The sequence below is a fragment of the Janthinobacterium sp. HH102 genome (genome assembly GCF_001758625.2).
In the GTDB taxonomy this organism is placed as follows: domain Bacteria; phylum Pseudomonadota; class Gammaproteobacteria; order Burkholderiales; family Burkholderiaceae_D; genus Janthinobacterium.
Genome location: NZ_CP062062.1, coordinates 2,228,112 through 2,248,756, shown reverse-complemented (window position 1 = coordinate 2,248,756; position 20,645 = coordinate 2,228,112). Strand labels below are relative to the sequence as shown.

20 protein-coding genes are annotated in these 20,645 nt (G+C 63.0%); 12 read left to right on the top strand and 8 right to left on the bottom strand.

The genetic code is table 11. The annotated features are described in order from the left end of the window. Window positions 1-25: 25 nt before the first annotated feature. From JAB4_RS10255 to JAB4_RS10240, 4 genes are all read left to right on the top strand, one after another. On the top strand, window positions 26-679 hold the full coding sequence (locus JAB4_RS10255; protein ID WP_070224909.1) for a glycine zipper 2TM domain-containing protein: 654 nt from the start codon (window positions 26-28) through the stop codon (window positions 677-679). A 165-nt stretch (window positions 680-844) separates the two neighbouring features. After that, on the top strand, window positions 845-1,090 hold the full coding sequence (locus tag JAB4_RS10250) for a hypothetical protein (RefSeq protein ID WP_070224908.1): 246 nt from the start codon (window positions 845-847) through the stop codon (window positions 1,088-1,090). A gap of 166 nt (window positions 1,091-1,256) precedes the next feature. Continuing rightward, the gene (locus tag JAB4_RS10245) at window positions 1,257-1,403 is read left to right on the top strand and encodes a lmo0937 family membrane protein (RefSeq protein ID WP_121670992.1); all 147 of its coding nucleotides are present in this window, start codon (window positions 1,257-1,259) and stop codon (window positions 1,401-1,403) included. A gap of 165 nt (window positions 1,404-1,568) precedes the next feature. Further along, window positions 1,569-2,255, top strand: coding sequence for an OmpA family protein (locus JAB4_RS10240; RefSeq protein ID WP_070224907.1), 687 nt, complete (start codon window positions 1,569-1,571; stop codon window positions 2,253-2,255). A gap of 217 nt (window positions 2,256-2,472) precedes the next feature. On the opposite strand, the gene JAB4_RS10235 is transcribed toward JAB4_RS10240, so the two are convergent. Beyond that, window positions 2,473-5,319 carry a pitrilysin family protein gene (locus tag JAB4_RS10235; protein WP_070224906.1) on the bottom strand — a complete coding sequence of 949 codons (2,847 nt, stop codon included), beginning with the start codon at window positions 5,317-5,319 and terminating at the stop codon, window positions 2,473-2,475. A gap of 285 nt (window positions 5,320-5,604) precedes the next feature. Between JAB4_RS10235 and JAB4_RS10230 the strand changes: the two genes are divergently transcribed. The 3 genes from JAB4_RS10230 (at window position 5,605) to JAB4_RS10220 (ending at window position 8,146) form a co-directional block, all read left to right on the top strand. Beyond that, entirely contained in the window at window positions 5,605-5,892 is a 288-nt protein-coding gene (locus tag JAB4_RS10230; protein WP_139143790.1) for a hypothetical protein, read from the top strand. 69 nt (window positions 5,893-5,961) lie between these two features. Continuing rightward, entirely contained in the window at window positions 5,962-7,509 is a 1,548-nt protein-coding gene (locus JAB4_RS10225; RefSeq protein ID WP_070224904.1) for a TerC family protein, read from the top strand. Between the two features lie 67 nt (window positions 7,510-7,576). Continuing rightward, complete coding sequence (locus JAB4_RS10220) at window positions 7,577-8,146, top strand: DUF3617 domain-containing protein (protein ID WP_070224903.1); 570 nt, start codon at window positions 7,577-7,579, stop codon at window positions 8,144-8,146. Here the strand turns inward: JAB4_RS10220 and JAB4_RS10215 are convergent. After that, complete coding sequence (locus tag JAB4_RS10215; RefSeq protein WP_070224902.1) at window positions 8,134-9,243, bottom strand: porin; 1,110 nt, start codon at window positions 9,241-9,243, stop codon at window positions 8,134-8,136. The two genes, JAB4_RS10220 and JAB4_RS10215, sit on opposite strands and share 13 nt — an antisense overlap. A 320-nt stretch (window positions 9,244-9,563) precedes the next feature. Here JAB4_RS10215 and JAB4_RS10210 point away from each other — a divergent pair, with 320 nt between their 5' ends. From JAB4_RS10210 to JAB4_RS10195, 4 genes are all read left to right on the top strand, one after another. Continuing rightward, window positions 9,564-11,675 (top strand): site-specific recombinase, encoded by a 2,112-nt coding sequence (locus tag JAB4_RS10210; protein ID WP_070225020.1) that lies wholly within the window; start codon window positions 9,564-9,566, stop codon window positions 11,673-11,675. Beyond that, entirely contained in the window at window positions 11,672-13,063 is a 1,392-nt protein-coding gene (gene cls, locus JAB4_RS10205) for a cardiolipin synthase (protein WP_070224901.1), read from the top strand. Before JAB4_RS10210 ends, cls begins: the two co-directional genes overlap by 4 nt. A gap of 96 nt (window positions 13,064-13,159) precedes the next feature. Further along, window positions 13,160-13,405 carry a type II toxin-antitoxin system ParD family antitoxin gene (locus JAB4_RS10200; protein ID WP_070224900.1) on the top strand — a complete coding sequence of 82 codons (246 nt, stop codon included), beginning with the start codon at window positions 13,160-13,162 and terminating at the stop codon, window positions 13,403-13,405. After that, complete coding sequence (locus JAB4_RS10195) at window positions 13,398-13,688, top strand: type II toxin-antitoxin system RelE/ParE family toxin (protein ID WP_070224899.1); 291 nt, start codon at window positions 13,398-13,400, stop codon at window positions 13,686-13,688. Before JAB4_RS10200 ends, JAB4_RS10195 begins: the two co-directional genes overlap by 8 nt. Window positions 13,689-13,703: 15 nt before the next feature. On the opposite strand, the gene JAB4_RS10190 is transcribed toward JAB4_RS10195, so the two are convergent. Genes JAB4_RS10190 through JAB4_RS10180 form a run of 3 tightly spaced genes read right to left on the bottom strand, consistent with a single transcriptional unit; the run spans window position 13,704 to window position 16,204 of the window. Continuing rightward, window positions 13,704-14,522 (bottom strand): metallophosphoesterase family protein, encoded by an 819-nt coding sequence (locus JAB4_RS10190; RefSeq protein ID WP_070224898.1) that lies wholly within the window; start codon window positions 14,520-14,522, stop codon window positions 13,704-13,706. Window positions 14,523-14,531: 9 nt separating this feature from the next. Next, window positions 14,532-15,440 (bottom strand): diacylglycerol kinase family protein, encoded by a 909-nt coding sequence (locus tag JAB4_RS10185; protein ID WP_139143795.1) that lies wholly within the window; start codon window positions 15,438-15,440, stop codon window positions 14,532-14,534. A gap of 11 nt (window positions 15,441-15,451) precedes the next feature. After that, entirely contained in the window at window positions 15,452-16,204 is a 753-nt protein-coding gene (locus JAB4_RS10180) for a phosphatase PAP2 family protein (RefSeq protein WP_306798503.1), read from the bottom strand. 147 nt (window positions 16,205-16,351) lie between these two features. Between JAB4_RS10180 and JAB4_RS10175 the strand changes: the two genes are divergently transcribed. Continuing rightward, the gene (locus tag JAB4_RS10175; protein WP_010396348.1) at window positions 16,352-16,576 is read left to right on the top strand and encodes a hypothetical protein; all 225 of its coding nucleotides are present in this window, start codon (window positions 16,352-16,354) and stop codon (window positions 16,574-16,576) included. A gap of 107 nt (window positions 16,577-16,683) precedes the next feature. Here JAB4_RS10175 and JAB4_RS10170 read toward each other — a convergent pair whose 3' ends face one another. The 3 genes from JAB4_RS10170 to JAB4_RS10160 form a co-directional block, all read right to left on the bottom strand. After that, window positions 16,684-17,796 carry an AI-2E family transporter gene (locus JAB4_RS10170; protein WP_070224896.1) on the bottom strand — a complete coding sequence of 371 codons (1,113 nt, stop codon included), beginning with the start codon at window positions 17,794-17,796 and terminating at the stop codon, window positions 16,684-16,686. Window positions 17,797-17,888: 92 nt separating this feature from the next. Further along, complete coding sequence (locus JAB4_RS10165; protein ID WP_070224895.1) at window positions 17,889-19,073, bottom strand: DUF1501 domain-containing protein; 1,185 nt, start codon at window positions 19,071-19,073, stop codon at window positions 17,889-17,891. A 15-nt stretch (window positions 19,074-19,088) separates the two neighbouring features. Continuing rightward, the gene (locus tag JAB4_RS10160; RefSeq protein ID WP_070224894.1) at window positions 19,089-20,636 is read right to left on the bottom strand and encodes a DUF1800 domain-containing protein; all 1,548 of its coding nucleotides are present in this window, start codon (window positions 20,634-20,636) and stop codon (window positions 19,089-19,091) included. Between the last annotated feature and the right edge of the window lie 9 nt (window positions 20,637-20,645).

Here is a 20,645-nt window from a genome sequence, read left to right as displayed (position 1 = left end):
TTATCTAAAAAAACAGGAGCTTTCCATGACCACCACCACCAAATCCCTCCATCCGCTGGTACTTGCCGCCGCCGTCGCCGTCCTGCTGTTCTGCGGCGTGGGCACGGCGGCCCTGATGGGCTGGCTGCCTTCGTCCCAGAGCGACAGCCGGCCACTGGCAGCCGGCACTTCGGCCGAACAGATGGCCAACCTGCAGGCGAACCAGCCGCCAGCGAACCTGCAGCCTGCCGGCGCACAGCCGCTGGCCGCCCTGCCGCCTCAGCAGCAACAGCAGCAACAGCCAGTGCGCCAGCCCCAGCAGCAACCGCAACAGCAATACGCGGCTGCCCCGACGCCGCAAGTGTGCAGCAACTGCGGCGTGATCGAAGCCATCCATGAAGTCAATACGCGCGCCGAAGGCAGCGGCGTGGGCGCGGCCGGCGGCGCCGTCGTCGGCGGCTTGCTGGGCAACCAGGTAGGCGGCGGCCACGGCAAGCAGCTGGCCACCGTGCTGGGCGCCGTAGGCGGCGCCGTGGCCGGCAATCAGATCGAAGGCAGCGTGCGCGCCACGCGCAGCTACAACATCGTCGTGCGCCTCGATAACGGCAAGACGCGCACCGTGCACCAGAGCGCCGCGCCGAACTGGCGCCAGGGCGACCGCGTGCGCGTCGTCAACGGCGGCTTGCGCGCCATGGGCTAAGCGAAGCGCGGCGGCGCCGCTGCCGCGATAAGTTGCAAATTCAACACACGCCCGGCCTGTCCGGGCGTTTTCTTTTTGACAATGTTCGTTGGCGTACAGATGAGTACGCCGTCCCGCGAGATGATGCGTTCAAGAAAGTTCAACGAATATCTTCAAGGAGGTGCGATGGAAAACGACAAGACAAACAGTCACCGGATCTGGCTCGGCTTTATCGGTGGCGGCATATTGGCCACGGCGCTGGGCTTTTGCGCGCTGGATCTGGCGCCCGTGCAAACAAGCGCGCCCGTGTTTGGCGTCATGCTGCTGTTGACCGGCGGCATGGTCAGCTGCCTGGCCGGCGCCGTCGGGATGGCCGGCATGCTGGCCTGGATACCGGGCATGGCCGATGAACACGCCGACCGCTCCCGCTAGTTGAGCCTTGTGTACGACAGCGTACAGAACACAATGAAAACAAAGTAGACACTTAGTCATGGCATAAGCGTTCAGCGACCCGGTCGCTGCGCAATGACAAAAACTGATGACGGCGCAAGGCCAAGGCAGCCGCCGTCATCCACACATTACTCTCGGAGGACACATCATGCTGTATACAATCGCCGTCGTACTCATTATTCTTTGGCTGCTGGGCCTGGTAACTTCCTATACCATTGGCGGCTTCATCCACATCCTCCTGGTGGTGGCAGTCATCATGATCCTGTTGCGTCTGATCAGCGGGCGCGGTTTATAGAGGCCACTCCATTGGCCAGACAGGGGCGGCGCGCGTGCAAACGGGCGCCGCCCTTTTTCCGCCTTTTGCGTACAGCGTGCGCGCACTGGCACACTGCGGCATTTTGCAGTAACGTGTGCAGGTAATTCCTGGGTATGTCCCAATAACAAAACAAGGAGAAAATCCATGAAAGAAGCATTCAAAAAAGGCCCTGGCGCCACATCCCTGATCGGTATGCTGGTGATCGCACTGGCCGCCACCGGCTGCGCGGATATGTCCTCGACGCAACGTGGCACGGCCACGGGCGCCGGCATCGGCGCGGGCCTGGGCGCCTTGATCGGCGGCACCACCGGTGGCGGCAGCAGCGGCCGCACGGCCGGCGGCGCGCTGATCGGTGCCGCAGCTGGCGCCGTGGTCGGCAATATCTGGTCGAACCGCATGGAAAACCAGAAGCGCGCGATGGAGCAAGCGACACAGGGCACAGGCGTGCAAGTGTCGCAAACGGCCGATAACCGCCTGAAAATGGAAATCCCGAGCGACATTTCCTTCGATACCAACCGCGCCGACATCAAGGGTAACTTCCGCCCCATCCTCGACCGCTTTGCCGCCACCCTGAACGAAAACCCGAACACCACGGTCAGCATCATCGGCCATACGGACAGCACGGGCAGCGATTCCATCAACGAACCGCTGTCGGTGGAACGCGCGGCCCACACGCGCGACTACCTGGCCATGCGCGGCGTCTCGCCGACGCGCGTCGTCACGGAAGGCCGCGGCGCCCGCGAGCCGATCGCCTCGAATGCGGATGCGGCCGGACGCGCACGCAATCGCCGCGTCGAAATTTACGTAGCAGAGCTAGCCCCACGGGGGTAACACCGAACCAAACCTACTGCGCGTCGGTATAGGCGGCCTGCGATGCTCACCGTACCAGAGTACGGTTGCGCTTCTCGGCCACCTCTCCCTTCCGCTCGCTACGGTTTTGTTCGGTGTCGGGACGTTGACATCAAAATCAAGATCGTAAAAAAACCCGCCGGCAAGGTCACTTGCCAACGGGTTTTTTTCCATTTAAAGCAGCTTATTTTGAAGTAGCTTATTTCGACGTCGTTGCCTTGGCGCCGCTGTCGCCCTCTTTCGCCACCTTGGCAAAGTCGCCCGCCGTCACGATCGAGACGGCCGATGGCTTCAGGTACTCGCGCAGGCCCTGGTTCACTTGCGCCAGCGTCAAGGCGGCCACTTTCGCTTCCAGGTCCTTGTCGTAAGCCATGGTACGGTCTTGCGCCAGGTAGCTGGCGAGGCCGCTGGCCAGAGCGCTGTCCTGCGTGCGGCTTACTTCTTCCGATTGCAGCCAGCCCTTTTTCGCCTCGGCCAGTTCCGCTTCCGAGAACCCGTCGGCCAGCGCCTTGGCGATTTCCTCGCGCAGGGCCGCTTCCACCTTGACCGTGTTTTGCGGCGCGCTGATGGCATACGCCATCCAGTAGCCGGCCGGCTCGCGCGACGGCACGCTCACTTGCGAACCGACGCCGTACGACAGGCCTTCCTTCTGGCGGATGCGGTCGGCCAGGCGGCTGCGCAAGGCGCCGCCACCGAGCATGTGATTGGCGATCAGCAAGGCCGGATAGCTGGCGGCGTCATCCTTGAGGGGAATCGGCTGGATGGCGAACAGCACGCTGTTGGCCTTGTCCGGCGTTTCCAGCGTGACTTTCTCGCCGCTCACAGGCTTAACGGCATCGGGAATGCGCACATACGGCTGCTGCGTCTTCCAGCTGCCGTACAGGCTGGCCACTTGCGCCTTCAGGGCGGCCGGGTCGAAGTCGCCCACGGCGGCAAACGTGGCGTTCGACGCGCCATAATAGGCGCCATGGAAGGCTTTCACATCGGCAACCTTGATGGCTTTCCATTGTGCCAGTTCGGCCGGCAAGGTGGCCACGTGGCGCACATGGCCTTCCGGCGTGGCGTCGAGCAGGCGGCGGAAGGCGTTCACGGCCAGCGGCTGCGGCTCAGGCAATTCCTGCTCGGCGCGGCCGACGCGCTCGCGCTGCAATTCCAGAAATTCCGTTTCGTTCAAGGCCGGCTTTTGCAGCACTTGCGCCAGCAGGTCCATGGCGGCAGGCAACTTCTCGCGCTTGCCCGTCAGCATGGCGGTCACGCCTTCGGCGCCGCCGGAGATGGCTACTTGCATGCCCAGCTGGTCGAACTTGTCCTTTACTTCCTGGCGCGACAGTTTATCCGTGCCGCGCGACAACAGACTGGCCGTGTAGCTGCCCACTTGCCCCTTGCCGCGCAGGCTCTCTTCGCTGCCGAGCTGCAGTTTCAACACGACGCTGACGGTATTGCCCTTGGTTTTCTTCGGCAGCAAGGCGCCCTTCAAGCCGTTCGGCAAGGTAAAGCGCGTGGTGCGCGCTTCGATATTGTCGGGACTGGGGTCGAACGCTTCGCCCTGCGCCACGACGGCGCGGCCCGTGTAGCCGGCCAGTTGCGGCGCCACGTCGGCATAGGCCGGCACAACGGTACGGTCCGGCGCATCGGTGGGGATGAAGCGGCCCAGGGTGCGGTTCGAGCTCTTCAGGTATTTCTCGGCCGCCGCCTGCACCTGCGCCGTCGTCAGCTTGTCGAGCTGGTCGCGCTGCAGGAAGAACAGACGCCAGTCGCCGGCCGCCAGCGACTCCGTCAGGGCGATCGTCATGCGCGCCGTATTCGACGTGATCAGTTCGACCTGCTTGTTCAGCTGCTGTTTCACGCGCGCCACTTCCGCATCCGTGACCGGCTGCGATTTCAGTTCTTCCAGCACTTTCAGCATGGCCGCTTGCGCCGCGTCGAGGTTGCCATCGACGGGCACCAGGGCGCCGAACAGGTTGTAGCCCGGCTCCAGATTGCTCACCGAGTTGTATTCGATCTTGCTGGCCAGCTTGGTTTCCACCAGCGCCTTGTGCAGGCGGCCGGCGGGCGCGTCCGTCAGCACGTGACCGAGCACCTCGATGGCGACAGCGTCCGGGTTGCCGGACGGCGCCACGTGGTAGCCGGCGCCGACGAACTGCGTGCCGCCGCTGCGGCGCACCGTCACGGCGCGCTCGCCATCCTGCACGGGTTCGGCCGTGTAGGTCGGTTCGATCACGCGCGTCGGTTTCGGGATCTTGCCGAACAGTTCATTGATCTGCTTCAACACCTTCGCTTCATCGAAGCGGCCCGCCACCATCAGCACGGCGTTATCCGGCTGATAATATTTATGGTAGAACGCGCGCAGGCGGGGAATGTTGACCTGTTCGATGTCGGAACGGGCGCCGATGGTCGACTTGCCGTAGTTGTGCCAGTCGTAGGCAACGGCCTGGATGCGTTCGCTGGTCACGCCGATCGGGTCGCTCTCGCCCATTTCGAACTCGTTGCGCACGACCGTCATTTCGCCCTTCTGCGTCTTCGGATTCCACAGATCGTTCTGGTCGATGGCCGCGTTGACCATGCGGTCCGCTTCCATGGCCAGCATCTGGCGCAGGTTGTCGTCGTTGGCGGGGAAGGTGGCGTAGTAATTGGTGCGGTCGTACCAGGTGGTGCCGTTGAAATCTGCCCCTGTCGAGTTCAGGATCTCGACGGGGGTTTTCGTGCCCTTCCTGACGCCGAAGTTGGCGCTGGGCTTGAACAGCAAGTGCTCGAGCAAGTGGGCCATGCCCGTTTCGCCGTAGTTTTCATGGCGCGAGCCGACCAGGTAGACCATGTTGGTGGTCAGGGTCGGCTTGCTGGCGTCCGGGAACAGCAGCACGCGCAAGCCATTGGCCAGGCGGTATTCGGTGATGCCTTCGACGGACGTGACCTTGACGGCGGCGGCACGGTTCGATGCGGCCTTGCCGGTTTTCTGGATCGGCGCGGCTTCGACCGGGGTGGCGGCCAGGATGAACGACGGCGAGAGGATGCCGGCGGCAAGCAGGAGGGCGGTAATTGGTTTCAAATCGGAGTCCTGGTAGCACTACGTTATTAGACAAGCGCAAAAGCGGGCGCAATGGAATACGAACGCAAGAATTGCCATGGACCCGCGCTGCGTCTTCGCTGCCCAGGGAAATCATTGCTCTCGCAATTTACGTCATGCTTGTCAGTTACGCAAGTGCCTGTCATCGGGCTGTTATGTGCGCGTGTTATACTCCACGGTTCCGGAACTATCTGCCTGTATATGAGACGAGCTCTCGTCCTGCTCTGCCTTTTTGTCTTCATTGCCTTACCCCAGGCGTTCGCCAGCATGGCTGACGCCAGCCCTTCCCCATTCCAGCATGCAGTCGCGGCCGGCACTACTGCCACGCCTGCCTTCGTCGCCGATTGCCTTGACCCCGGCGTCCATGCGGGCTTGCCCGGCGACAGCTGCGACGCCGACGAATGCGACAACGACCCCATCACGCTATACCCGACCTCGCGCCAGGGGGCGCCGTTTTGCGCCATCATTTGGCAAGCGGGACCGGGGGCACTTGCCGAAGCGGACGCGCGGCAGGCCACCCGGCCGCCGCGCGTCCGCCGCCACATCACGCAATAGCAACACGATTCCCTGGGGCACTGGCCGCCAGGCAAGCTTGATACTTACTGACTTTACAAGGTTACACACATGGAATGGTTATTTGACCCGACAATCTGGGTCGGCCTGCTGACGCTGGTCGTACTGGAAATCGTACTGGGTATCGACAACCTGATTTTCATCGCCATCCTGGCCGAAAAGCTGCCGCCGCACCAGCGCGACAAGGCCAGGGTGCTGGGCCTGACCCTGGCCCTCGTCATGCGGCTGGGCCTGCTCTCGCTGATTTCCTGGCTCGTCACCCTGACGACGCCCTTGTTTTCCATATGGGCCTTCTCGTTTTCGGGGCGCGACCTGATCCTGCTCATCGGCGGCCTGTTCCTGCTGTTCAAGGCCACCAGCGAGCTGCACGAGCGCCTCGAAGGCGTCACGCATGCGCAGACGGGACCGAAAGTCTACGCCGGCTTCGGCCTCGTGGTGGCGCAGATCGTCGTGCTCGACGCCGTCTTTTCGCTCGACGCCGTCATCACGGCCGTCGGCATGGTGGAAAACCTGTACGTGATGATGGCGGCCGTCGTCATTTCCATCGTCGTCATGATGCTGGCCTCGAAGGTGCTGACGCGCTTCGTCAACGCCCACCCCACCGTCGTCGTGCTGTGCCTGAGCTTTTTGCTGATGATCGGCCTGTCCCTGGTGGCCGAAGGCCTGGGCTTCCACATTCCGAAAGGCTATCTGTACGCCGCCATCGGTTTCTCGATCGTCATCGAGTTCTTCAACCAGCTGGCGCGCCGCAACTTCCTCAAGCTGCAGTCGAATGCCCCGCTGCGCGACCGCACGGCGCAAGCCGTGCTGAGCCTGCTGGGCGGGCGCAAGGGCCGCGAAGCCGTGGAAGAGCACGAAGTCAAGGAATTGCCCGACGTCTCCGCCTTCGGCGTGGAAGAGCGCAACATGGTCAGCGGCGTGCTGACCCTGGCCGAACGCTCGATCCGTTCCGTGATGACGCCGCGCGGCGACGTCTCCTGGGTCAACCTGAACGACAGCAGCGACAAGATGCTGCAATTGCTGCGCGACACGCCGCACAGCATGATTCCTGTCTGCAATGATGACCTCGACAATGTGGTCGGCATCGCGCGCAGCAAGGACCTGATCGAGGACCTCGTCTCGCGCGGCAAGATCGACCCGGCCAGCATGCGCGAAGCCGTCGTCGTGCCGGAAGCGGCCGGCGTGCTGAAAGCCATGGAGACCCTGAAGCGCTCGCGCGGCCAGCTGGTGCTGGTGGTAGACGAGTTCGGCACCGTGCAAGGCGTGCTCACGCCGATCGATATCCTGGAAGCCATCGCCGGCGAATTCCCCGACGAGGACGAGCAGCCGGACGTGGAAGTGCTCGGTCCCGGCCACTGGCGCATCGACGGCGCGACGGACCTGCATTACCTGGAGCAAGTATTCGAGACGGAAACCCTGGTCAGCGAAGACGGCGAGTACAACTCGCTGGCCGGCTTCCTGCTGGCGCATTTCGAAAACATGCCGGCCGTGGGCGAAGTGCTGGAACTCGACGATCTGCGCTATGAAATCCTCGAGGCCGACGAGCGCCGCATCGCCAGCGTGGACGTGCGCCGCATCGAGCCCGATCACAGTTTGTAACACAATGGCAAGCGTGCCCCGCTTGCCATGCCGTATGCTGGGGTCTGCCTTTTCCGGAGACGCCCACATGAAACATTCTTTGCTACGCCTGACCCCGCTCGCTTGCGCCGCCTTCGGCAGCCAGGCCCAGGCCGCCGCGCCATCGGCCACCATCAAGCCTGGCCTGTGGCAAGTCGACAGCAAGATGGCGTCGCCCGACGCCGCCACCGACAATGCCATGTCCATGGTGCTGCAGCAACTGGGCAACCTTCCTCCCGATCAACGCAAGCAGCTGGAAAGCATGGCGGCCAGCCGCGGCATGGCCATGCCCACCGTGGGCGCCGACGGCGCCGTGCGCGTGACGGCGTGCGTGACGCCCGACATGGCGGCGCGCAAGCAGATTCCCACGGGCCAGCCCGGCGATTGCACCTCGAAGAACAAGGACATCGCGGGCGGCATGGACGTGTCGTTCACGTGCGCGAATCCGAAATCGAGCGGCGAAGGCCAGGTGCTGTTCTCGGGCGACCAGGCGTTCAGCATGCAGCTGGCCGTGACGACGAGCGCGCGCGGCACGCCGGAACAGGTGAATGTAACGAGCAACGGCAAGTGGCTGGGAGCAACGTGCCCTGCCCCATCCGCCGCCGCTCAGAAACCGTGACGGAAGCCCATATTAAAAGCCGCGTCGCCGCGCCCCGCATCGCTGGCATTGCCCACCGTGTAGCGGGCGCCGTTCTTGTTGTGGATCTTCGCGTAGGACGCGTAGAAATCGCTGCGTTTTGACAGGGAATACGTGAGGCCGACGGCCACCTGTTTGGCGTCGCGGTTGGCCAGGTCGCGATCATCCTTGCGCACGTACGAGGCCAACAGCTTGAAGCCGCCCACGGGCACGGACACGCCCAGCAGAGTGTCGCGGCTGTCCGACGACGACATCGACAGGGCCAGCGAGCTGTAGGCATTGTTCGGGTCCCACGGCGAGCTGCCATAGCCCTTGTTCACGCCCACGGCGGCAAAGGCGGTGGCCACTTTCAGGTCGATGTTCGCCGCGATCAGGGTGTTGCGCGACGACATGTCGATGGCGGGCAAGGTGCCGGAGGCGAGGATGAAGTTGTTCTTGCGCTGGTGCGACACGCTGACATTCACGGCGCCGGACGAATAGCCGAGGGTGGCGCCATACGCGCGGTTGTTGGCGCTGCTGTACGGCGACTCGCCGAAGCTGTAGATGGCGCTGGCCGTCACGCCGCGCAAGGCGGGCGTCACGTATTTGACGGTATTGTCGTAGCGTTTCACGCTGTAGCCGGCCAGGTTGCTGGCGCTGCCGGCCATGCCGCCCTTGAACGGGTCGGCCACGTCGGTGAGCGCCAGGTATTGCAGGTTGTACTGGCGTCCCAGGGTCAGCGCGCCCAGGCGGCTGTCCAGGCCCACGTAGGCTTGCCGGCCGAACAGGCGACCCTCGTCCGACTGGCCCGTGTCGTTCTGGACGCCCGCTTCCAGGGTAAACACGGCGGAAACGTCGTTGCCCAGCGCTTCGCGCCCCTGCACGCCCAGGCGCGAGCCGGAGGCGACGCCGCCGGACACCTTGGTGCCGGCGCAACCGGCGGCGCAGCCCCGCTCGGCCACGATGCCCGCGTCGAGCACGCCGTACACGGCAACGTTGGTGGATGCGGCACTGCCCGCGCCATCGGCAGCCTGGGCCGTCGCGCCCAGCGCGAAAGGCCCCATCCCTATCACAGCAAGCGCAAAATACGAGGTCTTCATGATAAATATCTCGGTGACGTGAAAAGTAAACTACCCGGTATTGATCAGGACATGCGCTGTGTGTCTGATCCAAGTGTTACCTTATCCTCGCTTTTTGTCCAGCCATCCGTGCGTTGTACAACAGAAACTTCAGCTTAGTCCCAAGAAACACGTCGCACACTGACAACACGCAAGTTTGACCATGATTGTGGCAATATGCGGCAAAATGGCGTGAATTGCAGGCCCTGCCGTAAAGCAATGTTCGGTGGCGAACGTTGCGCGATCTGACGCAGGCGGTACACTACTGGTTTTACCGACAGCGGCTCGCCCGTTTTTTCTGCATGCTAGCTATCCTCGAACGCATTGACCCCAACTCCAGCAATATCGACTTGCTGGTGGAATTATTCAACTCATTGCGTCCCAAGCGCCCCCACGACAGCGCTACCGCGATCGCCAACGTGCGCACCCTGCGCCAGCTTCTCAAAGGTAACCCCGCCCAGGCGCGCGCCCTGCACGAATACGTGCTGCGCGTGCTGGCCGCGCGCCGCCACGCCAGCCTGTACACGGACATCGGCGTGCTGTCGAACAGCGGCTTCTTTACAGAATTGAAACGCCGCATCGCCTACCGCATGCTGCCGCCCGCCCTTGGCGATGAATACCTGAACGACGCGCTCGATCAGGTGCTGTACCTGAAGACCGATTATTTGTGGATCAGCAACGTGCCCGCCACGGACTGGCTGGAACTGTTCGATGTGCTCACCAGCGACGAGGTCGAGCTGGCCGTCGGCGACGGCAATATCATGTTGCCAGGGATGCTAGACGCCATCCGCACCCTGTCCTACCGCGTCTGCGCCATGGGCCTGGAACCGGAACTGACGCGTTTCCACAATGAAATCGAAGTGTTCCAGTCGCCGTTCATGGTGCAGAACACGGAAGTGAACGCCTACCTGGATGCCTACTCGAGCCTGCTGCAAGGCGACATCGAGCACATCGAGGACGCGCGCCATTTGCTGGTGATGCTGGACCAGTGCGACGCCGTCATCGCCAAGATCCGCAAGAAGGCGCTGTACCAGGGCACCAGCATTCCCCTCACGTATTTACTGGTGGCGCTGGCGCAGAGCATCGACCGCCTGCGCAAGCTGCTGTTCCTCGTCGACACGAGCGGCGAGCTGCCCGCTTCAAACAACGTGGACATTGACGCCATCACGGTCGACGCCACGCAGGACTTGCTGCACCCGCAGCCCGTCAGCCGCCGCCGCGCGGGCGCCGTGGGGCTGGCGCTGGAACTGATACGCGCGCATAACCACAAATACAAGGTCAGCGACCTGTTTTCCGACAATATCAACTTGCTGGCGCGCAATGTGACGGAAAACGCCAGCCGCACGGGCGAGCACTACATCGCGGAAAACCGCCGCGAAATGGGTGCCATGTTCCTCTCGTCCGCAGGCGCGGGCGTGATCATCGGCTTCATGGCCCTGTTCAAGATATTGATGTCGTATTTGCGCTCGGCGCCGCTGGTCGAAGCGTTCATGTTCAGCATGAATTACTCGATCGGCTTCATGTTCATCCACTTGCTGCACTTCACGGTGGCCACCAAGCAGCCGGCCATGACGGCCTCGCGCATCGCCGCCGGCCTGCACAGCAAGGATGGCCGGAATATCGACCTCGACAGCATGGCGGAACTGATCAACAAGGTCTTCCGCACGCAAAACATGGCCGTGCTGGGCAACCTGGCGACGGCCATCCCCACGGCGTGGCTGATCGCGCTCGGCTACAAGGCGATCACCGGGCACAACCTGGTGTCGCCGGAAAAAGCCATGCATCTGCTGCACGATATCGATCCCATCGGCAGCCCCGCCATCTTTTACGCCATGATCGCCGGCGTGTGCCTGTTCGTGGCCGGCCTGATTTCCGGCTACTACGATAACCAGGCGCTGTACACGCGCTGGGCGCAGCGCATCGCGCAATTGCGCGGCCTGGGCCGGGTGATCGGCCAGGAGCGCTTGCAGCGTCTGGGCCTGTACCTGGAAAACAACCTGGGCGGCCTGATGGGTAACTTCTATTTCGGTATTTTGCTGGGCTCCATCGGCACCCTGGGCTTTTTGATCGGCTTGCCCATCGATATCCGCCACATCACCTTCTCGGCCGCCAACTTTGCGACAGCCCTGGTGGGACTCGACCACAATATGAGCTGGCAGCTGGCCGTCAAGTCGCTGTCGGGCATCTTCGCCATCGGCACGGCCAACCTGCTGGTCAGCTTCGGCCTGGCCCTGTGGGTGGCCCTGCGTTCGCGCCAGGTACGCTTCAAGCACGGCATGCAGTTGCTGAAGATTCTGGGCAAGCGTTTCCTGCGCTCCCCCATCGTCTTCTTCTTCGGTTCGAAAAACCCGCCGCCACTGGCACTGGCCGATGATACGGCAAACCTGTCACTGACAAACAAGGCTCAAAAATGACCGCTAGGCGCATGCAACCCTGTCTCACCGCCCTCCTGCTGTGCTGGACCCTGGCTGCATGCGCCTCGCTGCCCAATGTCAAGAACCTCAACACCACCCTCGAACCCGTGGCCAAGCCCAAGGTGATCACGGGCAAGGGCGCCGTGCTGAACGTCAACAGCCGGGCCGCCCTGCTCAACAAGCGCTGGGCCAAGTCCGGCATGGACTTGAAGACCCAGGCCGCGCTGGAAGAGGCGGCCACCGGCGTGCCTCTGATCAAGGGCAACAAGGTAACCCTGCTGTTTGACGGCCCGCAAACCATGGCCGCCATGTTCCAGGCCATCAGCGACGCCAAGACCAGCATCAACCTGGAAACGTACATCTTCGACCAGGACCCGCTGGGCCTGAAGTTTGCCGACATGCTGATCGAAAAGCAGCAGGCGGGCGTGACGGTCAACGTCATCTACGATAGCGTGGGCACCATCGGCGTGCCGCAGGCGTTTTTTGAGCGCATGCGCGCGGCCGGCGTGCGCCTGGTGGCCTTCAACCCCGTCAATCCGGCCAAGCTCAAGGGCGACGACTGGAAGATCAACAACCGCGACCACCGCAAGGTGCTGATCGTCGACGGCAAGACAGCGTTTACGGGCGGCATCAATATCAGCGATACCTATGCGAAAAGCTCGCTGTTCCGCTCGAAATCGAAGCCCACCGACAAGAAGGACGTGGGCTGGCGCGACACGCACGTGAAAGTGGAAGGCCCGGCCGTGGCCGCCTTCCAGTGGCTGTTCATCCGCACCTGGGCCCAGCAAGACCAGGCCGACTTGCCGGATGCCAATTATTTCCCCGTGCTGTCCGAAGTGGGCGACAAGCTGGTGCGCGTGGTGGCCAGCGAGCCGGAAGGCGGCTTTGAAATCTACAAGGCCTACATCCTGGCCATCCAGGAAGCAAAGAAATCGATCCACATCACGTCCGCCTATTTCGTGCCCGACCAGCAGACGGTCGACGCGCTGGTCGCGGCCGCCAAGCGGGGCGTAGACGTCACCGTGGTGCTGCCCGGCGTGTCCGACAGCGGCCTCGTGTTCCATGCGGGACACGCGCTGTACGACCAGCTGCTGGCCGGCGGCATCCGCATTTTTCACTTGAAACTGGCCGTGCTGCACGCCAAGACGGCCGTCATCGACGGCGCCTGGTCGACGGTCGGCTCGACCAACATCGACATGCGCAGCTTCCTGCACAACAGCGAGCTGAACGTGATCGTGCTGGGCGACAGCTTCGGCAGGGAAATGGAAAACGCCTTCCAGGAAGACTTGCGCGACTCGGAAGAGATCACCAAGGCGAAATGGGAAACCCGGCCCATCTCCGACCGCATGAAGGAATGGGCGGCCCGTTTCATGAATTACTGGTTATAAGCACCGATCAGGCGACTGGATATTTGCACAAATATGCACTATATTGCACCAATAGTATGACGATCGTCGTACTGCTCATATCTGGAGTGAACCATCATGGGAACCGTGCGCAAGACCATTACCTTGACGGACCAGCAGGACGACTGGATCAAGGCGCAAATTGACGCCGGGCGCTATACGAACGACAGCGAATACATCCGCGACCTGATCCGGCGTGAACAGGAACGCAGCGCCGAACTCGATGCGATCCGCGCGGCGCTGGTGGAAGGCGAGGCCAGCGGTGAACCCCAGCCTTTCGACGCCAGGGCTTTCAAGCAGAGAATGCTGGCAGCGCATGGCTGAATACCGGCTGACGCCCGCCACCGAGCATGATCTTGAGGCGATCTGGGCGTACACGTCGCAGCGCTGGAGCGTGCAGCAGGCCAGTCTTTATCTTGACAACATGACGGCAGCCTTCGATGACCTGGCACGCGCGCCCGAGACGGCACCGGCATGCGAGCAGATTCGGCCCGGCTACCGGCGCCGCAAAGTGGGACGGCACATGATTTATTTCCGCATCACTCACTATGGCATTGCCATCGTCCGCATTTTGCATGACCGCATGGATGCGGCACGCCATCTGTAATTAAAACATCATCGATCACAGCGGTCGCAAGCTGGCCCACACGCCGCCCTGGCGTTCGAACGCTTCCGTGCTGACCTTTTCAAACTCGGCGCTGTCTTCATTCCAGCTGTAGCGCTCGACCCGGATACAACTGTTTTCCACGCGCAGCACATTGAACGAGTTCGACTCGCCCCTGCCCCGCGTGGACGTGGCCGTGCCCGCCTGCACCATCAGGGCCGCGTAGCCGGCGATCTTGTAGCGCTCGGCCGTGTTGCCCGCCACGCTGGCATGCAAGTGTCCCGCCAGCAATAAATCCACGCCGCATTCGGAAAACATTTGCAGCGCCTGCGGCGCGCGGTCCACCAGGTCATCCTCGTCGAAGTGCTCGGGCAAGTCGAATGGATGGTGCGTGACGATGATGCGCGTCAAACCGGGCGGCAAGCGGCCCAGGCGTTCACGCAGGAAATCGATCTGCTCGTGGCTGATGCGCCCATCCTTGAACGTCAATGAACGGGCCGTGTTGATGCCCAGCACGGCGATTTCCTCGTCCACGTATTCGGGCGACAAATCGTCCGTCACGTGGCGCCGGTACTTCACCAGCGGCGTCAGGAAGCGGGAAAAGACGTTGTACAGGGGTACGTCATGGTTGCCCGGCACCACGATCTGCGGCCCCGGCAAGCTGTCGAGAAAGTGCCGCGCCGCCTGGAACTGGGCGCTGCGGGCCCGCTGGGTGAGGTCGCCCGAGACCACCACCACATCCGGTTCCAGGCGCTCGACCAGCGCGCGCAAGGGCGCCAGCAAATCCCCGTCGACCCGGCCGAAATGCAAATCCGATAAATGCACGATGGTACGCATGGCGTTCTCCTAGCTGGCGGCGGGCACGGACGCCGGCACGATCACTTCGAGCGCGGCCGTGCGGATGCGGTAGCGCAGTGGCGTATTCATGACGGTCACTTCGCCATCGGTGGCCACGCGCAGGCGGCGGTGTTTCGTGGCGATCTCCAGGTCGGTGGCCGTCAGCACATCGAAATCCTTGGCCTGCGACAACTTGCCGAACAGCGCGTGCAGGGCCAGGCGCACGAGGCCCAGGCGGCCCGGACGCTGCGCCACGTACAGGCTCAGCTGGCCACCGTTGAGGCGTTCGCGCTCGCCGATATTCAAGCCTTCCATCAGGTATTCATTATTGCCGATGAAGACGAAGGGCGTGCGCCGCGCATGCACGGCGTCGTTGAGTTTCAATTGCACGCTGAGAAACGGATAGCGGCGCAATGCGGCCACCAGCGCCCAGCTGAAGGCCAGCCACTTGCCCCGTCCCAGGCGGCGCTGCTGCTTTTCGCGGTCGCGCACGATATCGGGATACAGGCCCAGGCTGGAATTGTTCAGGAAGATGCGGCCATTGACTTCGCCCACGTCGACCTGGTGCGGCACGCCCCGCGCCACGTTGGCAATCGCCGCATCGAGGTCAAGCGGGATATTCAAATCCTTGGCGAAGTGGTTCAAGGTGCCCAGCGGCAAGACGCCAAACGGCGTGCCGCTGCCGACGACGACGGACGCGACGGCATTGATGGTGCCGTCGCCGCCCCCGGCCACGACGATGGGCGCGCCATCGCGCAGGGCCTGCTCGGCCGTGGCGATCATCTCGGCCCCGCTTTGCGCCAGGGTGATGGCGGCGTCGAGACCCACGGCCAGGAATTGCGCTTCGAGCTGCTGCGCCCAGTCCGGCGCATAGCCGCAGCCGGCGCCCGCGTTGATGATGACGGCGATTTTGCTCAGGATCGTTCCCCTTATTTCGTTTGCCGGATATGCCGGCGGCGGCGCAGGGTCGACACGCCGGCGATGCAGATGGCCAGCCAGCCATAGCTTTCCGCCATGGCCGCCAGCACATCGCTCAGGTAATGCGCGCCCAAATAAATGCGGCTGAAGCCCACGAGCGACGCCATCAGGAATGCGCCCAGCGCGATGCCGATGCGCTTGCCCCAGGCGCCCGGCGCCGTCTGGCAAATCAGGTAGGCGGCCAGCAAGCCGTACAGGGCTGTCGAGGTGGCCGTATGGCCGCTGGGAAAGCTGTACGTGCTCAAGGCCGTCTGCAGGATGGGCTCGTCAAAGCTGGGCCGCGCGCGCACAAAAATGTACTTTAACAGCAGGTTCAAAAACATGACGCCCGGCATGGTGATGACCAGGGTAAACAGCCAGTAGTCGGCGCCCTTGCGGTGCAGATACCAGCCCAGCAAGACGGCCAGGGTGATGGCGCCGATCACGCCATGCATATGCGTAACGACCAGCAGCACGCTGGTGATCCACGGCACGGCATGCCGGTTGAACCACTGCGCCACCTGCAAGTCGATCACGGTGATCTGCTCCATGCCCATCACGGCTTCGGCGATCTCGTGGAAGACCACGATGGCCACCAGCATCAGGGCCACACCGACCGTCATATGCAGGCCCAGTTCGCCTTCGGGCGACAGGCGCGCCTCGACGAAGCGGCGCAGTTTCATGGTCCAGCCCGTGGTCACGCCCATGTCATTATTCTCTTGCAAACTGATCTCTCTTTCTTGTTCCTGGCGATGATCAAAAAAACCACACCAGCAAAAAAATACTGTTTATTCATACAGTAGCTGTGTATTCATACAGTAGTTATGCTATTCTGATGACTCGTTCAACACATCTCCCTCAAAGGAATTGTCATGGCAACATTGAATAGCGGTTTTGGCTCACGGTTCGGCCTGGAATACGCCCCAAGCTCTTTCCTCGTCCGCATGGGCAAGCGCGAAATCCTCGTCTGCCGCGACTTCCGCAAGCGCTACTACACCGTCAATCCCTTGATCGAGTGCGGTACGGGCATCGAGCCGGGCTATGTTGAAGTGCTGCTGATGCGCCGTTGGCTCCTCATTTTATCCAAGGCGCATTAAGAATGACTTTAAAACAAGGTGCTTGCACTCTGTTTTGAAGTCTGCTCCGCCCGGCCACGCCGGGAGCGCGCCAGTACCGGCCAGCGGCAACGCTGGTCGACCCCTCATTACTGCGTGCGTTCCTGTGCGGCCGGGCTGGCAGGTGTATTCGCGCTTGTCTTGACAGGCGCCGCCTTGTCGAACACATTCGCCTCGTACCACAAGGTCACGAACAGCACCATCACGACGGGGCCGATGAACAGGCCCACGAGGCCCAGGGTTTCCACGCCGCCCAAAATGCCGAACAGCACGGCCAGGAAAGGCAAGCGGGTAGCGTTGCCGATCATGCCGGGACGCACGAAGTGATCGGCCACGAACAGCACCACGGTGCCCCATGCGGCCACGCCGATGGCGGCGCCTACATTGCCCTGGAACACCAGCAAAGCGGCCGCGCACAGGTAAGCGAGCGGCGCGCCGAACGGGATGATGGCCAAAATACCGGTGGCGAACGCCCACAGGGCCGGCGACGGCAAGCCGGCAATCGCATAGGCGAAGCCGATCAGCACGCCTTCGGCCAGGCCCACGAGCACCAGGCCATTGACGGTGGCGCGGATGGCCGTGGGGATCTTTTGCGCATAGCGGCCCCAGCGTTCAGGACGCAAAAAATGGCTGCCGACGGCCGTGATCTGGCGCGTCAGCGCTTCGCCATCCTTGTAAAAGAAAAACAGGCATAGAAAGGCCAGGCCGAAATCGACCAGGCGGTGGAAGACGTCCGCGCCCAGCACCTTGAGCATGTCGCGCGCGGAATGAAAACCGCCCACGGCGCTGCCCGCAAAGAAGTGACCGAGGCCGTGGGGCTGGCTCAGGGTGGCTTGCCACCAGTCGCCGATGGCGCTGCCGGCCAGCGGAATATGCGCCACCCAGTCCGGCACGGGCAAGCCGTCCGTATTCGCATGGACGACGAAATTGGCCAGCACGGGCACTTCGCGCGCCGCCTGCGCCACGCCGAACAGCACGGGGATGATAAAGATGCAGGCGAACGCCAGGGTCAGCACGGCGGCCGCGATGATGGTGCGCTGGCCCAGCGCCGCGCGCACGCGCAGGTACAGGGGCCAGGTGGCCACGCACAGGATGCCGGCCCACACGAGCGGCAAAAAGAAACGCTGCATGACGAAGGCCGTCACGGCGATCAGGGCCAGGGAAAAGCCTGCGCTGACGATGTCGCGCTGGGTATCGGTCATACCACTCCATTCGTGCCCGGCGCCGGGAAGCGCGACGGGACTTAGCTACGCGCCAGTTGCGCAGGCGTAGCGTAACACGGAGCCATGGCGATTTATACGAGGCCCAGCTCCACCGGTTTGACGCCGGCAAACACGTGCTCGAGTTGCGCCGGCGTCAAACCGAAGGTGCGGCGCAGCAAGCCGCCCAGCACGGCGCGGTATTCATTGAGCACGGGCATGTCGCGGTTCTGGAACAGCGTCGCCTGCGACATCGCCACCTGCTCGCCCGCCACTTGCTTGCCCTTGATGCCGCCGCCGAGCACCCAGAACACGCTGCCGTGGCCATGGTCCGTGCCGCGGTTGCCGTTTTCGCGGAAGGTGCGGCCAAATTCGCTGACGACGACGACGACGGTATTGCGCCACTCGCTGCCCATTTCCTGCGAAAACGCGGCCAGGCCCCGGCCCAGCTCATCGAAGCGCCCCGCCAGGTAGCCATTCGCGCCGCCCTGCCCCACGTGCGTATCCCAGCCGCCCACGTCGACGAAACCGAGGTTGTATTTGTCCTTCATCAAGCGCGCGATGCGCTGCGCTTCCAGTTCAAAGCCCTTGGTACTGATGGCGTTGCGGTTGGCCGCCTGCATTTCTCCCGTCAATTCCCGGCTCACGTCCTCGCGCACGGCAAAGCCCGCGCTGACCGGTTGCTGCAGAGGCGTGCCCTTGTACATCGCCGCGATGAGCTGGCTTTGACGCGCATCGATACCGGACTTGCCCACGGAACGCAGCCCCATGTTCGGCACTTGCACGTCGCCCTGGAAGATCAGGGGCAGCTGGTCCGTGAAGGAAATGGCGTGCTTGCCGCTATTGAGGCTTTGCGCCAGCCGGTTCAAAAAGCCCGAACGGAAATCGCGGCGCCCGCCCAGTTCCTGCCCCAGTTCGATGCTGTCCTGCGTCTCGAAATGGCTGCGCGTCAAATCCGTCGTGCCGGCAAACGGAATGAAGGCCGCCTCGCCGCCCGTGAACATCGGGTAGATGGTCTCGCGCAAGGCCGGATGCAGGGCCCAGTCGGCGTTCAAGGCCAGCGCGCCGTTGTCCGCACCCGGTTTCGCGATGGCGATATTCGGCCGCGATGCATAATAAAAATCGCTGCCGATGGGCACCAGCAGGTTGTTCGCGTCATAGCCGCCGCGCAGGAAGACGAACAGCAGCTTCGCATTCGTGGCGGGCGCGGCCAGCAAGCCGCCCGCGTGCGACAACAGGGGCGCGGCGGCCAGGGCTTTCAACAAGTCACGACGGTTCATGGCGATCCTTTCAATCTAGCGGTGCATCATTTCCGGCGAAGAGAGCAAAAATGTATTCCACTCCTGCGGCGAGGCGGCCTGGTCCAGGGCCTGGCGCGTGGCGGCACTCAAGGTCGGCTGTAGCGACTGGTAGTACAGGGCGCTGGCCAGCTGGGGAAACGCGACCTTTTCCTGTGGCTGCGGGCCGTCCGTCTTGAACAGGCCGGCGCTGCCCGAACCGATGGTGCGGGCGATATCGAAACGCGTCGTCATCTGGCCGGGGCTGGCCCAGGACGCATCCGTCAGCGGATAGCCGTCCGGCGTCTGGCGCCCGTACAGGGGCTGTCCCATGCGCGCGAGCCAGCTCAGCATGGGACCGGCGTTCAGGATGGGCTTGTCGTCATAGCTGAGGCGCACGGCCGACACCACATAATGCATGGGATCCTTGAATTTCTTGCCCAGCGACTGCCTGAACTCGGGACTGCTGAACATGGTCTGCAACACGTCGGCGATCATGCCGTCGCTGTGCTGGAAGGTGGCCGCCATGCGCGCCACCAGCGCTTCGGGAGGGTTATCTCCCACGAAATACTGGGCCAGCTTGCCGCTGATAAAGCGCGCGGTGGCGGGACTGCGGCTCAGGCGGTCCAGCGCTTCATCGAGTTCGGCCAGTCCCCGCCCCTTCACCGTTTGCCCGAGGAATTGTTTATCGCCGTAATCGTGGCGGTTCGGATTGAATTCGAACAGGCCCCGGCGCACGTATTGCGATTGCAGCGCCGGTTTCACCTTCGGCATATCCGTGCCCAGGTTGACGCCCACGCCGGTGAGGATACGCGCCAGTTCCTGCACGTCGGTCTGGCTATAGCCGCCGTTCACGCCCAGGGTGTGCAGCTCCATCAGCTCGCGCGCATAGTTTTCATTGATGCGCTTGACGGCATTGGCTTCATTATCGAGGTAGCGCAGCATGGCCGGGTGGTGGACGGTCGCGCCCAGCAAGTCGCGGAATTTCCCCAGGGCATGCGGCGCGATGGCGTTCGCCTCGTAATCGCCGACCATGGCGCGCAAGTTGTGCTTGCCCTGGTGCACGCTGAAATGGTTGAGCCAGAACCAGCTCAGCTGCTGCTGCAGCTGGTTCGGCGAATACACGTCGAGCAACAGCGAGCGCGTGGCCGCCTCGCGCGCCAGGCGGTTCAGTTCCTGCTGGTACTCCTTTTGCGCTTGCTGCTTCGCCATGTCGTCCATGACGCCGGCCGACTCCTTGCGCTTTTGCTCCACGGACATGACGAGCTGGTCGAGCGGCATCTGGCTGATGGTCATGGCGTCGATCTGCGCCTGCACGGCGGGCGGCAGCCTGGCTTTGCCTGGGTGTAACTGCGCCTGCAGGTAAGCGTTCCAGCCTTCCTTTTGCACCTGGCGCACGCTGCCGCCGTTCACACCCCAGCTGACGCGCTCGAGCATCGCGATGCCTTGCGCGGCATTGTCGGGCGCGGCGACGGCATGCTGCGCGGCCGGCGGCGCCGTCGCGGCACAGCCGGCCAGCAACAGCAGGGATATCAAGGTCGTCGGCAATAATCGGTTCGGGCTCATGGCAATCTT